General features: G+C 34.2%; 9 protein-coding genes. 3 read left to right on the forward strand and 6 right to left on the reverse strand.

What is annotated here, in order from left to right:
* Nucleotides 1-5: 5 nt before the first annotated feature.
* The 6 genes from sprA to MY04_RS07825 form a co-directional block, all read right to left on the reverse strand.
* Nucleotides 6-7,550, reverse strand: coding sequence for a T9SS outer membrane translocon Sov/SprA (sprA, locus tag MY04_RS07800; protein ID WP_066208349.1), 7,545 nt, complete (start codon nt 7,548-7,550; stop codon nt 6-8).
* A gap of 206 nt (nt 7,551-7,756) precedes the next feature.
* Nucleotides 7,757-8,356, reverse strand: a complete 600-nt coding sequence (gene ruvA / locus MY04_RS07805) for a Holliday junction branch migration protein RuvA (RefSeq protein WP_066208350.1) — start codon at nt 8,354-8,356, stop codon at nt 7,757-7,759.
* Nucleotides 8,357-8,359: 3 nt separating this feature from the next.
* Entirely contained in the window at nt 8,360-9,457 is a 1,098-nt protein-coding gene (locus MY04_RS07810; RefSeq protein ID WP_066208353.1) for a DUF4837 family protein, read from the reverse strand.
* A gap of 167 nt (nt 9,458-9,624) precedes the next feature.
* Nucleotides 9,625-10,359 (reverse strand): DUF1573 domain-containing protein, encoded by a 735-nt coding sequence (locus MY04_RS07815; RefSeq protein WP_066208357.1) that lies wholly within the window; start codon nt 10,357-10,359, stop codon nt 9,625-9,627.
* Nucleotides 10,337-11,713 (reverse strand): 3'-5' exonuclease family protein, encoded by a 1,377-nt coding sequence (locus MY04_RS07820; protein WP_066208359.1) that lies wholly within the window; start codon nt 11,711-11,713, stop codon nt 10,337-10,339. Before MY04_RS07820 ends, MY04_RS07815 begins: the two co-directional genes overlap by 23 nt.
* Before the next feature lie 101 nt (nt 11,714-11,814).
* Entirely contained in the window at nt 11,815-12,822 is a 1,008-nt protein-coding gene (locus MY04_RS07825) for an endonuclease/exonuclease/phosphatase family protein (RefSeq protein WP_066208361.1), read from the reverse strand.
* Nucleotides 12,823-13,171: 349 nt separating this feature from the next.
* Here MY04_RS07825 and MY04_RS07830 point away from each other — a divergent pair, with 349 nt between their 5' ends.
* The 3 genes from MY04_RS07830 (at nt 13,172) to rocF (ending at nt 15,848) form a co-directional block, all read left to right on the forward strand.
* Nucleotides 13,172-13,657 carry a low molecular weight protein-tyrosine-phosphatase gene (locus MY04_RS07830; RefSeq protein WP_066208363.1) on the forward strand — a complete coding sequence of 162 codons (486 nt, stop codon included), beginning with the start codon at nt 13,172-13,174 and terminating at the stop codon, nt 13,655-13,657.
* A gap of 13 nt (nt 13,658-13,670) precedes the next feature.
* Nucleotides 13,671-14,579: an N-acetylmuramoyl-L-alanine amidase gene (locus tag MY04_RS07835; protein WP_066208365.1), complete on the forward strand. Its 909-nt coding sequence runs from the start codon at nt 13,671-13,673 to the stop codon at nt 14,577-14,579.
* A 309-nt stretch (nt 14,580-14,888) separates the two neighbouring features.
* Entirely contained in the window at nt 14,889-15,848 is a 960-nt protein-coding gene (gene rocF / locus MY04_RS07840; RefSeq protein ID WP_066208367.1) for an arginase, read from the forward strand.
* Nucleotides 15,849-15,890: the final 42 nt, after the last annotated feature.

The raw sequence follows: 15,890 nt of genomic DNA on the forward strand, positions 1-15,890 counted from the left end.
TCAAATTATTGTGTTAGTGAGTATTTAAACTGAACACCAAATGCTGTAGATGTTCTTCTAAATGCATTCGATACTTTGGGATCGTTAATCGTTCTATCAAAATAGAATTGAAGATTTGCTCTATCATTCAACATATAATTCACTGTTGGTCTTAAAGCAAAGTTCATGTTACCTGCAGTCACTACATTCTCCTCTTCCATTCTATATTGAGTCGTTTGATTATCTCTAATCGACATGGCCAATCTAAATGTGATATCGTTTTTCAAAGTAGTCGTTCTACCTTTAGATCTAAATGGAAGTTTCATCCCTGTAGTTGTGTATCCGATATCAATGGTAAAGTCATTGTTCAATTGTTCTGTTACCTGAGCATTTGATAGATTCAGAGATAACATTCTTCCTTTATTGTAGTCAAACTTAATCTGCAAATCATTCATCAATTTGATATTGATACCGATAAGAGGACCAAAACGCTCCTCAATATTCACTTGGTTGATTACATATACTGGAACGATATTACCATCTTGCCCCTCAGCTACAGGCTGATCATTAATATCTCTATCTGGACCAATTTCAGTCGCACCATATAATAAAGAAGAGTTATAGTTACCTACCGTGTAATTCGATTGATAAGCGTGAGCTAAAGTGATAGATTTGATTGAATTCTCAAAAACCTTCAATTTAGATAAACCTGTGTATCTCACATCCCAGTTTGGTATTGGGAATGAAGAAGGGAAAGCAGACAAACCAACTTTAGATGAACTCTGACCAGTATATGCTGCAATAAATGCAGGGATTAATACATCCTGATCATTTTCTTTGTATTGAGTTTGACTTGATGTCCTTGTACTGTTCAGTCGATCTTTCACTTCAGATCTATTGGCTACAAACTGATTGAAAACTTCTGATTCATTGTTTCCATCAGGTTTTGAGAATGCAGTACCCATAGAGAAGAAACTGATGCCAAAAGTACCTGTTCTTGTTGGAGATAGAGAGTTATAATCATTTATACTACTATCGAATCTAAATACTTCAGAATATGATTCTGTTCTATTAGATGTTGAAGTCAGAGTTACTTTAAAATCCCTGAAAGGCTCTAAATTCGCTCGCACTCTATATTCTTCCCTTTTCGTCTGTACAAACTGATTATTCAAATATTCACTTGGTGCTAACCATCCATTTTCAGCCGCTTTAAATCGAATACTTGGATCCTGACTACCCAATAAGAAAGGTAAGCCTGGCGCGTTGGTCTTAGAATCTAAACCAACATATTCCGCCGTCGGCATATATCCAGGAAGTGTAGTTGCATTATTTTCTGAATAAGTCATATCAATGTCTTTCAACATTGTAAGAAAACGAATACCTGCGTCTCCTAATTTCTCACCTGCCGATTTGGTAGGTTCCGGTCTTTCTTTCAACTGATCATTCACGGCCAACAACTCCTGTTCAGTTTTCTTAATTTCTTCTGCAATACTCTCCAGTTTTTTATTCTTTTTAGGATTTTCCTTTGCGAGCTGTGCATCAAGAGTATCAATTTGAGCATTGTACGTTAAGATTTTTGCATCTAAATCTGCATAATCTTTTCCTTTTCCTTTGTACTTCTCAATTTTCGTTTTCAGCTTAGTGATCTTTGCCTCTATTTTCCCTTTCTGCTTATCAATTTTATCTTTATCGGCATTTTGAAGGTTAGTTTGTTCTGTTCGCAGATCCTTCAATTTATCCTTTAATTTTACTTTCTGATAAGCTAAACGAGTATAATCTTTCGTTGGCTTATTAGATCTATTCCCCCCTTGTTGCTGTTGCTGATTTCTATTCCTAGACCTTGATCGACCACGATTACTCACTCCATTTTCTAAGTGATTTACATAACCGATCTTCTTATAAATATTTTTGAAATCAAACTTAGAGTTTAAGGATATTTGTTGTGTGTTACCAATTGTGTTACCAAGAGTATCTGCAATACCTAAAGTACCTGCTGTCCAATTAGTACCGGCAACATATCGAGCATTAGCCCCAATAAAATCAAGACCTGGCACTTTATTGATTGGAATATTATAGGTACCCGATAAATTCTGAGTGAATAACTTCATACGACCAAAGTCTAAAAGGTTATTCATTATGGAATCCCTTGCGGTATCTGTATCAATCGCTCCTTCAGGTTCGTCGACTAGGGCATTGGCAGTGGCTTGATAATCAATTTTCAAACTCTTTGCCAAATTCCAGCCTAAATTATATCCTCTATTAAATAGGAAACTCTTTTCGTATGTTGGTAAAATACCATCTTTTACAAAACCTCTTCCTTCTTCGTAACTTCTAAATTGAGTATATCTATACTGACGATCTAAATCACCTCTAACAGTAATTGAACTTGGTAATGGATTTAAGTTGAAATCAGTAATTAATGATGACCAATCCCCACCTTGTGTATCTTTAAAAGGTTCCCATGCTTTTAATGGTGATTGATAAGAATAGGCAGCACCTAATTTCCATTGTTTGAAATCTTTCGCTTCGGTATTCTTATCTCTCATATTTCTATCAGAATAGGAACCACTGAAACTAAAGTTTTCAATATCCCAAGGATAACTTTTGGCCTCAGGATTCATTTTCACTTTCGTCAGATTGGAAATATTGATACTTCTAGCCTCTTCTAAATATTTCACTTGTTCGCTATAATAGCTACCTCTAACTTCAGAAGAAACATCAAGAGGTACATCAGGATCTAAAGGATCAAAATATGGATTAGAGCCTTTTCGATCATAACTCATATAAATAGGGACAGATAAACCTATCCTATTTAAGAAGATCTTATCTAAGTTGATGTTTGCAGCAATACCAAACTCCAAATTATCTTCCATCTGACGATCACCAATTTTATCTTGGATACCTCCAAAACCAACCGTACTGTAACGAACATTGGTTTTAATGTTGGCAAAATCGGCTAAAGTGGCATCAATTGATGCATTTGCAGCCCATGATGAGAACGTAGAATATTCTGTTGCTCTTAGCTCGTTAGCCCAAATTCTAATATCTTTTCTGGCATTATCGGTGGTTTTATTTCGAACACCAATCATAGCCGTTTGGATCGCACTCATATCTGGGTTACCCACGACTCTTACTCGATATTGACGAACGTTTGGTCCTGCTGCCTCTAAATTGGTTGGATATGGAATATCTCTATCCGCATTTTCCGAATTACGCTGAACTTTAATTTTATAAAGTTCTTCTAGGGCGACATCAATTTCGTTCTCCCTAGGCCAAATTACTTCTGGGGTAGTTGCTCCTTTTGGTGTAATCTTTAGAGGAACTTCTATTTCGTAGTAGTTATCTGTTAGGTCAGTACCTACTCTTAAGAAACCCCGAACTTCATCATCCCGGGTGATATCAGATGGTGATTGGGCATGAAGTTCCATCCTTAGTCGTTTGTAATTGACTAAATTCAGACTAAAGTTTTTAAAGATTCCGATACCATCATCTACATCTAAATCTTCAACATTTACCTGTATAGATTGTTCATTAATTCGTCTTGTAACTGTTGATGTTGCATCATAATCTCTTTCGAAACCCGGAGGCAATACATAAGGAATTTTTCTAGTTTGCGTATCAGTTACTCCATTCTGCTCGATATTAACTGATGAAATCTCAACTTTAGCAGTTGAAATTGGCAACTCATCATCTTCAATATTTTGAGTGTATTGACGCCATTGCGCTCCTACTAATTGGAAATTCAACATACGTAATACTACCGGCTGCTCCCAATCTGTCATGAATAAACGCATGAATTTTACCGACTTGAAATTATCAATACCCCCTACTTTACTGTAGTTATTATCATCTCTAATAGGGATTCTTACTTGATACCAAGTTACTAATTCTCTTGACTCTGGTGCTTCTGAAGTTACTCTATCTACGACAAACTTATTATTTTCTAATTGTCCTGGACGTAAATCTAACTCGTATTCAAAGTAAGCATTCAATTCATTCAAGGTATTATCCCCATTCAAATCCTCGTTGTTTGGATAACTAGTATTTGAAGGAGTAAAACCTCCACCTCCTTGGTTTTCTGGTGAGTTTCTCTCCGTACCGTTAAACCTTTTATATCTTTCTAAAACTTTTAAGTTTTGAGCATCGGCTTCATCACCTAGATAGTATTTAAAATCATCACCTGATGGGTCGGCAATAATTGCTTGCAATGCTTCTGGTGATAATACGCTTGGCAATCGATCAATAAAGAACTGCTTAAAAAATTCTGCTTCTTCTTCACTCGACAAACCATCGTAACCAATATCTTGAGCATCTCTTGGAACTGCAGTACTAAATACATTATTCACAAATTGAGTAGTAGGAGAATAACCCCACACTGAACGATTTAATAGATCTTTATTGGTTGTCATACCGTTCTCGAAGAAGTGCCTACCATCAGGAACTACATCTTCGGAAATACTACCTAAATCAATAAATAACTTACCACCTGTATTGTTGTTTGCTCCTTCTATTTCAGCGTTTTTACCTGTCATAAACGGATCCATCATCCAGAATTCTATATACTGCACATTCAAGTTATCAAAATCGACATCTGTGGTAATAGCTTTAGTTATTGCACCAAAATTATCTTTAGGATTCCGGAGTGTACCGTCATTATTTAAATCTGTATTATAGTTATAAGGACCTCTCTCTGATGGATAGTAAGCTAGGTCAAATGTTACTTCGTTGGTATTGATTTGATTGGCCTGCCTATTTTTAAATACTTCATTGAATGGAACCAAACGAACATAGTGATTTTGCATATCTTCGTCTGTAATATTATTTGGTCGACTCGTATTACCCGTTGTGTAATAGAAGACATTATCAATATTATACCAAGCCATTAATGCCCTACGGTGGTTATAAGCCAAGGAATCTTCTGCTGTGGTTGGAGGTGCAGTATTCCATCCTTGTTGATCCAAAATGTATTCTGGTGTACTACCATGTGCCCATGAAACAGGATTTAAACCTAGATCATATGGCACTTCAGCTCCTTCAAAATCATCGATATAACCTGTACCATCTGTACCAATAAGAGACGGTGTACCAGGAATGAGTTGAGCAAATTCCCCCTTAAAGGTGAACATAGATTGTTCTTGCGTATCTATACCTGGAATGGCATCAACTAATTTGGTTAAAAACCTAGATTCTGTGGTGTAGTCCATAGTAAGACCCCACATAGTATTCTTCACTGGTTCTGAACCTACATTCACCCTAGAAATCAAAGGTTTTTCTGAAAGGTGCATTAAAGTACCTGAGATAATGAAGTCCTCACTCACATGATACTCTAAGTCTACCCCTGCTAATGTTTTTGTTTGGAAGTTGAATAAGTCAGCTCTTTCATAGGTAATTCGAATATCTTTTCCAGAGTTCAAGACCCCTTCATCCAAGATAGTTACTCTACCAAATTGATAATCTACAGTATATTGAGCTCCTTCTGTTAAAGTGACACCTCCAGCAGTAATCGTTACAGAGTTCTCTGCTATATTTATTCCAGGTAGTAAGATTTCATTTGATGATCCCCCCTTATAACTACCTTTCATGAAATACTTATTTTGTTTTGTATTCAGAACTGCATCTGCTTGAGTTTTTTTATATAGATCCTCAAATACATATTTGGTGACTAAATTCGCTTCTCCTGGCTCGAATTTTTCTTCAAGTGTTTGTCCAAAGGGCTCTAATACAGGGAAAATAATCCGACCATTCCTTGAGTCAATAGTTACTCCTTCAATAAAGTCAAAGTTACCATCCTTTTGAAGTTCCAAGTTCATGTTCAAACGATCCAATCCAGTGACCTCAATTAAAGGAACATTGGCTAAGTTAACTCCCTCTTGAATAGACGGGTTATCCACACCTGTACGGTCATCTCTGTAGATGATTCTAAATTGGAAATCTTCTTTTTGAATTGAATTGGCTTGAAGTGAATAAACGTTCTTCATCATCAAATCCCATAAAGGAAACGGCTTTGATGGGTCATTCGGGTCAGTAGTGATAATTGTTGATGGACTTAATAGTTTCATGAACATCACTTCATTTTGTCCAAGGTTTGGTAGATCCTCATTCAATTCACCTACTTTATAGCTTTGTCCATTAAAAGTATATTCAAAAGCAACGGCTAAAATTTCATCATTTCTAAGTGGTGTATTAATTGAGATATACCCCAATTGTTGGTTGTAACTAAATTCCGTTGGACCTAATTCTCTTGCAGAACGAAGAATTTCAAATTCGGTACCATTATTTAAACCTAATCCTTCTAAGCCTCCTTTTATAGTATCAGAATTACGGTTTAACTGGGTAACTTGACTATATAACGTGTTTGCATCGTTACTTGCTGCTGGGTTTGTACTTCCACCCCAAGCGGTATTGTAAGGATCTGCTTCACCAAGGTCAAGTAGACCTACTAAGTTTCTTTGCGTTTGAGTATCGTTGGCTCTATTGGTTACATAAACTTTCATACGAGTAACAACAACTCCAGAAATAATATTTGGGGTTGTCTTTAAAGCTTCTTCGTATTTATCTCTAAAGAAGTGACCAATAAAAAAGTGTTTATTATTATCGTAGGTATCTGCTCTGAACTCAAACTCTCTATTCTGACCACCATTTTTTATAGTAATGGTCTCTTGAGAACCTCTTTGACTTGAGAAAACACTGGAAACATATAGATTACCAAATCTCAGTTTACTATACACACCAAATAAGTTCTGTGCTCCAGAAATTAATGAGTTACGTACGTTAAAGCTAACATTACCTACTTGAATATCTTGAATGATGTCATAATCATAAGCGGTATATGACATATTGTATTGCTGATCAAATTGGAAAGTACTCTTTGTATCAAAATTGGCTGACATTTCTAGTTTATCACCAATTTTACCGATCATCCCTAATCCAACTTGTTGATCGAAATTAAATCCACCATTTCTTTGCTGGGTCACTGGAACTTGAGGGTTATCGACTCTTTGGAATAAGAAGCCGAAATCAAGCATTGCATTACCATTGAGTTGAAAATCTAAAGTAGAACCACCAAATAGGAAATCTGCAACACGACCTAATTCTATATCTGGGATTAGTTTTCCATTGCCTTGACCAGGTAAAGCATCACCGCCATCTTGTTGGAGTGATAAATTTTTATAATAGCTTGCCATGTTTTTTCTGTACAGATAATCACGGTAAGCATCATAAGGTAAATACGAAGGATTACGGTATTGCAATCCATCACCTAATGTCTCCTGCACATTGTAGCCATTGCCTGTTGTATCTAGCTCAATTTGAGTATTTACATGAGGATCCGTGCCAATAATTGGCGAACTATATTGCGGGGTAGACACGGGGTCTCCAAGCCTATCTCTTTCGTAAGGCTTTTGAGGTTTATACAACGTAGTATCCTGTTCCTGCTGATTTTCTTGAGGAATTGATTGTTGTAATACATTCCATACTACTGTCTCTTTGACGTTTGCCCAAACATTGTTTATCGTTGAGAAAAAAATTAGAGCTAGTAAGTATTTATAATTTGCTGTGTGTAAGCGAAACAAAATGAAGTCAAGTATTTAAGTTTACTAAAATCTTACGGTCAACCGACCATTAGCATTTAGTGATAAGTTCATAACAAGTCGAAATTGTCAGATGATATTAAATGAAAGATAAAAAGAATAGTAAAAAATTACTACAATCATCACTTTATCTGAGTGATAATTTGCTTATATAAATGCTAAAAAAGTAATAGTAAGGCGCTTATAGGCTAATTTTGTTTTAATGCTAATTTTATTAATTTTTCTACTGATAGATCATGTCCATGTTTTTTCTGAATTAGCTTAACAGATTTCTGTGCTGCAGCTCTAGTAAAACCAAGGGCAACAAGAGCGTCCATAGCTTCATTTACAATTCCATTGTCTTGAGCAGTAGAAGTCGCATTCTGAATTAATTCTCCAGAATACTGCAATTTAGAAATTTTATCTCTTAATTCAATAACTACACGCTGCGCAGTTTTAGCTCCGATACCTTTTACACTCTGAATTGTCTTTACATCTTCTTGCATAATGGCCGAACAAATCTCCGCTGTTGATAGTGAAGATAAAAAAGCTAACCCTGTTGAAGGGCCTACTCCAGATATTGAGATTAGTTGTAAAAATACTGTTCTATCATTTTCTGACAAGAAGCCAAATAGTTGTTGCATATCTTCTTTTACATAAAAGTAAGTATACAACTTTACTTGATCACCCTCATTGACTGCACTAAAAGCACTTAAAGGCCATCGAATTTCATAACCTACCCCATTTACATCAATAATAGCTGAGGTAGGTATTTTTTTAACTAGCTTACCGCTAATGTAGTAATACATATATTAAAAGTCTTTAAACGTCTTTAGTTGAGCTTCCATATCTCTCATCAGCTCTCTTTTATCCATGCTTGGTGCATAAACAAAACCTTCTAAATAATAAAGATTCGCACCAGATTTATCAGTAAATAAGTAGCTAATAAATGGACCACCCATTGAGTAGGTATTTGTTCTCCAAAGACCTCTTATTTCTACTGCTTGTCTACCGTCTATTTTTGCATTTTTAATCTCAGGCTTCACCTTTGATTCTGTAATTACAAAAGATTCTTTGTCTTCAGGATTACCATATAAGTATTTTTTGGCTAATTCATTTCTAAATTTGAGAATATGATCAGCATCAAATTGTTTCTCGTCTGTATATGGCATTTTCATTAAGATAATGTTATTATCAAATGCTATCTCGGGATGTCTTAACCAAAGAAAATCCTCTTCTGATTTTGCAATTTTATATCCCTGCAATAAAGAGATATCGACATTGTATTTATCTTTCAAGAAGCGAGTTATCTTACGATCTCTTTCTTTAGTAATCCTTTCTGCCAATCGCTTATTTTCTATATCATGGAAAGGTTGAGTCAAATAATATGTTTTATTTGGATCTTCTAAAACCTTTGCCATCTTTTCTTCGCTTTCAGCAAAGAATAACATCACTGTTTGTCCTTTAGCCCAAACATCTTTCTTCACATAATAATATTTTTCCGGATCTTTTGATAATGCTTCGATAACACCCTCACCAAAAAACGATTTTAATATTCTTGACTCTCTACCTTTATTATCAAAAGTAGTGACAATCATAACGTTTCTTGCTTGTCTAAGAATACTATTAAATCCTGAAGGCTGAACTTGTGTAACTGTAAATTGAGGTTCACTTTGGGGTAAAATTCCTCTAGTAGCACCTAAAACTTTTGTATACAACTGTCCTCCAATACTTGCTTTCGTTCCCCATTGAGTAGAATCTATAACAAGAACCATCTCGCCAGGTTTACCTTTTGAAGAGGGTAAAAAAGATTTTTCTGTTTCAGTTTTAGCTCCACTATTATCAAGACATGATGAAAGACAAAGTAATGAAAAGCTTATGTAAGTAAGATATAAGAATATTTTTTTCATGATGTTAGTTAATTTATTGCTAGAAATAACCCAATCAAATTTTATGAATATATAATCCCACAATATAAAAAATCAAGTTGTGAATTTAACTTAAAATGTTTTTGATAACAACGGCAAATCCCTAAATGCTCTTAATATATTTTTAGAATCAAGAATATCAACTCATTCTATTCTATAAATGATGTGTGAATACGGATCAAAATAGATCTTTCGTCAGTCTTCACTTTAAGATAATGACGGTATTGATTTTCGTCTTTCACTTTAGCTGTTATTGGGAAAAACAGGACTTCTCCTTTTAGCACAGATCTTGGTAATTTTACTTCTTCCACATCTAAAGTACTACTTGATATCTCTTCGACATGTAAAGTTTTCTCACCAACATTTGTCAGGTAAATGGGCAGATTGATCTCATCTCCTTTTTTTGATCTTACTTGAAAAATATAATTCGAAAAAATTGGATATGACTTATGGTAACTTTTCCATGGAACGATAATTTCGTTTAGATTTTTCTCTTTCGAGAACGGACTTAGTACCCCTTGTAATACAACGGTGTATTGCGATATTTTAGCATCCGTTTGTATCACAATATTTCTATAAAAAGGCGTTTCACCTTCTACAGGAGTAAAGTTGATTGTAAAAAAGGCAGTATCGCCTATAGCTATTGTTTCATTATTGATAGAAGCATTAGAACACCCACAATCTGTATCGATTTTAAGAACGTTGACACTAGAGTTACCAATATTTACTACGGGGATAGTAATATGATATTCATTTTCAGCATGAACTGTTTCTAAATCGATATTCTGATTCGCAAATCGCAGTACACCTCCCCTTTCTTGAGCAGTTACATTTAAAATAAGGAGAAGTAAAAAAATGAAATTAATAAAAAACTTTTCTCTCAATTCCTTTTTTCTTTCTCAACATGCCTCGAATAATTTTATTCACATCGGCATTGTCTTTATATTTAGTGATTACTTTTTTCAACTTATCTGGATTATAGTTATTGCTTTTCTTTACATAACCAAAACCCTTATATATACCATTTTCAATCTGAATGACACCTCTCTCGTTATCTTCTCTACCTTTATCAATCAAGAAAACATTTGGAGCACCATAACTAAACCTCATAGCTGCTTCATTCGCTCTGACATTGTATGACTCTGCAGTTTCTTCACCACAACAGGCCCCTTTACAATTTTTCAATTGATATCTAAAACAAGAATTTTGGCTATGATCGATACCACAAAGCTTTTGACATAGATTGTTTTTCTCTATCATCCTATCTAATATCCTTTCAGCTTCTTTTCTCGAAAAAGTAGTAGTTACAGGATAATCACCTTCTGAAAGTGGTGCAATTCTAAAGTTGATATAATTATTATCATCAATATATTTATAGATACCAAAGAACTGTTTTGTTCTTCTTTGTGCTCTATTAAATCTAGGTTGATGTTTTTTAATTTCGTCAGATTCCAAAAGAAGTGCTATTAGTTCGCTACCTGTAATTGTTGTTTTTACATCACGAACCATTTCCGCCATTCTTATGGCTCTAGGAGTAGACTTATTCGATAAATGTTGCAATATCCTTTTTCTGATATTCTTTGATTTACCGATATAAATCAGTTCCTCTTCCTCATTATAGAGATAATAAACGCCAGTCTCATCAGTTAAAGCATCTATGACCTCTTTTTTAATCATATAATGCTTTTTAGAACTATATACATCATAAACAGTCATTTCTTCAATAACCTGTTCTGCATTTTCTTGTTCTAGGAGTAATTGAAAAAGTTTAGCAGTTGCTTCAGTATCACCAATAGCACGATGACGTTTATTATGAGGAATGCCGATTTCATCACATAATTTACCCAAACTATATGATTTTTTACCAGGCAATAAAATTCGGGATGTTTCTACGGTGCATAATGAGTTTCTTAGATATTTGTAACCCAACAACTTAAACTCATCTTTTACAAAATTGTAATCAAACTCTGCGTTATGTGCCACGAAGGTACAATTTTCAGTTACCTCCACAACTTTTTTGGCGATTTCAAAAAACTTGGGAGCATCCTTTACAGTGGCATTTTTAATTCCTGTCAATTGTTGAATAAATGGAGGAATATTCATCTCTGGATTTACAAAAGACTCAAAACGGTCAATTTCAACACCATTTTCTAAGACAATTATGGCGATTTCGATAATCTTCCCTCCTTGGGCGACGGAACCTCCTGTAGTTTCAAGATCAATTACAGCGTACTTCATAGATTAGCAAAACTAATAAAAAAGCATTCTCAAAAGAATGCTTTTTCATATTTATTTATTCTGATAGAATGAAATATCAATATTTTTACAATTATTGGATTTTACTCATCCGATTTCTTCAATTTTAGGTTCGCTAAAACAGGGAAATGATCAGAAACTTCTCCTAAATCATATAGAACTTTCCAGTCTAATAATTCAAAGTGTTTTGAAGAGTAAAAGACAAAATCGAGCTGTTCTATTGGCTTATCTGTAGGATAAGTTAGTGTTTTCTCGCCAAGTAAATTTTCTTTGGAACACATCGCTCCAATACGCTCATCATTATACATTTCTAAAATAGCTGCGTTTTCATAAGATGGATCAGAATTAAAATCACCCAATAAAATTACAGGCATTGTTTCAGCAGTTTTCAAAAACCAATCTTTTAAAAAGAACATTTGTTTTGTTCTCGTATCTTGATCAAATGCCTCAGTGTGCGCATTAAAAACCATCACTTCTTGATCACCTACTTTTATTTTCACACGCTCTACTAAACGATCTAAATACATTGCAGCATAATAGTAAGGGTGACTCTGAACTCTTGACAAGACTACTCTTTCGTAATCTGTAATTTCAAAATTTGTCATCATTGCCTGACCACTAAGCATTTTACCAAAGTGAACTGAAGGCGGAAAATATGGAAATGGCACATATTTCTTATCCCAATTGATCGAACGACATCCATTGAAATAACCCAATTGCTCACCCATTTCTTCAAATTGATTCACGTAGTATGATCGTTTCCCTCCAAAATCGATTTCTTGAATGGCCAACACATCAACTGGATGTTTCTTCAAACCTGAGATAATTGACTTTAAATTATTCGTATAAAACTCTTCGGTTGGACGTACCGAGGTATTATTTGTCATACCAGACAGATATCCAATATTGTAGGTAATCACTGAAAGTACGGAATCTTCTACAGCTTTAGACGATTCATTTCCATTAAACTTTGTGATTTTAGCATATTCTGAGGAATCTAGATTAGGTGATTTTGCCCAGAAAAAAAACGCTAATGCTCCAATAATTAAGACGAGTAGAATATATATCACAGTTTTAAAAATCTTTTTCATAAATAATTGATATATGAAGATGTATTTTATAGTGCAGTTATTAAAAAATTCAATTCACATTTCGTAATAAAATTAGAATTGTCAATGACGATATGAATATAAGAATTAAATAATTTAGAGTATAATTTCATAGATTTTATGTAAAAAAACTATAGATTTTGATTTCCTATATTGGAATTAGTATTTCAAAATGGCTTACATAATGTTAGAGAAAAAAACATGTTATAAATCTTGAAAAATTATCACACAAGTAATTGTTTTTTAAAATAAACAACATAAATTGTAAGTCTTAAAATATAAATTAAATTTTCAACTTTTTAAGCTTACAATCCCTTAACAAGCTTCTAAGATGCCTAATAAAATCAATATCATATTTGTTTGCCTTGGTAACATCTGTCGTTCCCCTTTAGCTGATGGATTAATGTTACACCACCTCAAAGAAAGAGGCCTTACAGATCATTTTCATATTGATTCTGCAGGCACTTATGCAGGACATGCAGGTAGTAGAGCTGACGAAAGAATGAGACAGACTGCAAAAAAGCATGGAGTCGAACTCTTGAGTATTGCTAGACAATTTACTGTAGAAGATTTCGATCATTTTGATTATATTGTAGTAATGGACGATAGTAATTATCAAAATGTGATTCGAATGACGAGATCAGAAAGTGACAGAAGCAAAGTGTTTAAATTGAGAACTTACGACAATCATCAATCAAATAAAGATGTGGAAGATCCCTATTATGGTGGAATGCAGGGTTTCGAAAACTGTTTTGATGTTGTCGATGAAAGTGTGAATAATTTTTTAAACGATTTAGTACAACAAAACAATCTTTAATTACGAAAAGATAATGCTATCTTTATATAAGCAAAAGCTTACTACTTTACTTTTACTGTTTACCTTATCACTAACACAATTACCAACTCTTGCCCAACATAGAAAATTTGTAATAGTAATAGATCCCGGGCATGGAGGTAAAGATCCAGGTAAACCGAGAGGTAGTAAAGTTCACAAACACGAAAAAGATTTAAATCTTATCATTGCTAAGCGAATAGGAATGTTAATCAGGAATTCTATGCCTGATGTTCAAGTATATTACACTAGAACTTCAGACACTTATGTGAGTCTGGAAGATAGAGTAAAATTTGCTGAACACGCCAAAGCAGATTACTTTCTGAGTATCCATAACAACTCCAATCCAAATAAATGGATCGTGGGAGCGAAAGCACATGTAGACAATAATTCTGATCAGATCAGCATTGCTATGGCTCATTCTATACTTAACAGTATCGAAAGAAACACATTAATACAATCAAGAGGAATTATGAACCGAAGTGACAGAGGATACAATTTATTTGTGTTAAAAAACACTTCTATGCCTTCTGTTTTGGTTGAATGTGGATTTTTATCCAATCCACATGAACGAATTTACCTTAACTCATATAACGGACAAAAAGAAGTTTCTGAAGCTATATACAAAGGTTTTAAAACCTTCCATGAAAAGATGAATCAAAAAAATGGATTATATAGTATTCAAATTCTTGCTACAAATAAAAAAGTCCCTACTACTAATACTTCAATTGTAAAATTACTGAAGGCAGGATTAATAGTAAATGAGAATGAAAGTATTCGAAATAAGTCCAAGATTTATAAATATACTGTTGGAACGGTTTCTACACCTCAAGCTGCTCAACGTCTTAAAATGAAGGTAAGAAGCCTTGGTTTTAAAGATGCTTTTGTAGTAGCTTCTCCTCAATAGTTATACTTCATATAGCCATTTTTCAAGCTGAGTTCAATATTTTTTTCATTGAACTCAGCTTAAAATTTGGAAGTTTACCCAACAGTAGATATAATTGCATATCAATTTATTATAATTAGTCTATAATGTCACAAAAAACAATTACATATTCCCAGTATGTTTTGGTAGGTCAGTTCTTTGACACTTCCCAGTTGTTGGCATTCTCATAATTAGACTTTTCCACTATCCTTTTTACGCCTTATAGTCCCCTTCATTCCAATTAAAGGGTTGATTTGCGTATACCATAAAATTCACATAAACTTTCACATCATGGACATTAAGTTACTTACTGTTCGTTCCGAAATTGCAGCAGGAACGAGAGGAGCAGGTATGGGTATTGACGCCCTTATTGTAGCATCATTAGATCAGAAATCTACTTTTTTTAGTGACTATTCTGTACAAAATATAGATGACGTTAATAATATCTTATTCAAGAATAATCAATATCCTAATGCTAAACATATTGATGGGGTACACACTATGTTAGAACGTGTAAGCAATGCTACTTCGAACGTTTTAACCAAAGAAAATACTCCTTTTGTGTTAGCAGGGGACCACTCTACAGCAGCTGGGACAATTTCTGGAATTAAAAAGGCTTTTCCAGAAAAGAAACTTGGTGTAATATGGATCGATGCACATGCTGATTTCCATTCACCTTTCACAACTCCTTCCGGTAATATGCATGGTATGCCTTTAGCAATGGCAACCCATATCGATAACAAAGAAGAAGCTGTTAACTCTCCAAATCAAGAAACATTAGATTATTGGGATAGAATTAAATCTGTAGGGACTTCAACTCCAAAGTTAGCTGCAGAAGATATTGTCTTTATTGGTGTTAGAGATACTGAGACACCAGAGAATGTCATCATCAATAAATATGGAATTAAGAATTATACAGTTGATGAAGTAAGACAATTAGGAGCAATAGAAACAGCTCATGAAGCCTTAAAGAGATTAGAGGACTGCGATATGATCTATGTATCATTTGATGTAGACAGCATGGATCCAAGCATCTCAAAAGGAACAGGAACACCTGTTGAGCATGGATTAACTGTTGAGGAAGCTTTAACAATCAACACTACATTAGTGAGTAGTGAGAAATTGGTTTGCTGGGAGATGGTAGAAGTTAATCCAACTTTAGATAAGCACAATACGATGGCAAATAATGCCTTTCACATACTTACCGAAACGGTAAAATCATATAAACATAATAGAACTGTAAAAGCCTAACGGTTTTTACTCACGTGTAAAAAATAAAGCCACTCGAAATTC

The sequence above is a fragment of the Flammeovirga sp. MY04 genome, from assembly GCF_001682195.2.
GTDB classification, from domain to species: Bacteria; Bacteroidota; Bacteroidia; order Cytophagales; family Flammeovirgaceae; genus Flammeovirga; species Flammeovirga yaeyamensis.

Excerpts from the sequence above, each read along its gene's own strand:
- ruvA (WP_066208350.1), bottom strand. The coding sequence starts at position 8,356 with ATGTATTACTACATTAGCGGTAAGCTAGTTAAAAAAATACCTACCTCA.
- MY04_RS07810 (WP_066208353.1), bottom strand. The coding sequence starts at position 9,457 with ATGAAAAAAATATTCTTATATCTTACTTACATAAGCTTTTCATTACTT.
- MY04_RS07820 (WP_066208359.1), bottom strand. The coding sequence starts at position 11,713 with ATGAAGTACGCTGTAATTGATCTTGAAACTACAGGAGGTTCCGTCGCC.
- MY04_RS07825 (WP_066208361.1), bottom strand. The coding sequence starts at position 12,822 with ATGAAAAAGATTTTTAAAACTGTGATATATATTCTACTCGTCTTAATT.
- MY04_RS07830 (WP_066208363.1), top strand. The coding sequence starts at position 13,172 with ATGCCTAATAAAATCAATATCATATTTGTTTGCCTTGGTAACATCTGT.
- MY04_RS07835 (WP_066208365.1), top strand. The coding sequence starts at position 13,671 with ATGCTATCTTTATATAAGCAAAAGCTTACTACTTTACTTTTACTGTTT.
- rocF (WP_066208367.1), top strand. The coding sequence starts at position 14,889 with ATGGACATTAAGTTACTTACTGTTCGTTCCGAAATTGCAGCAGGAACG.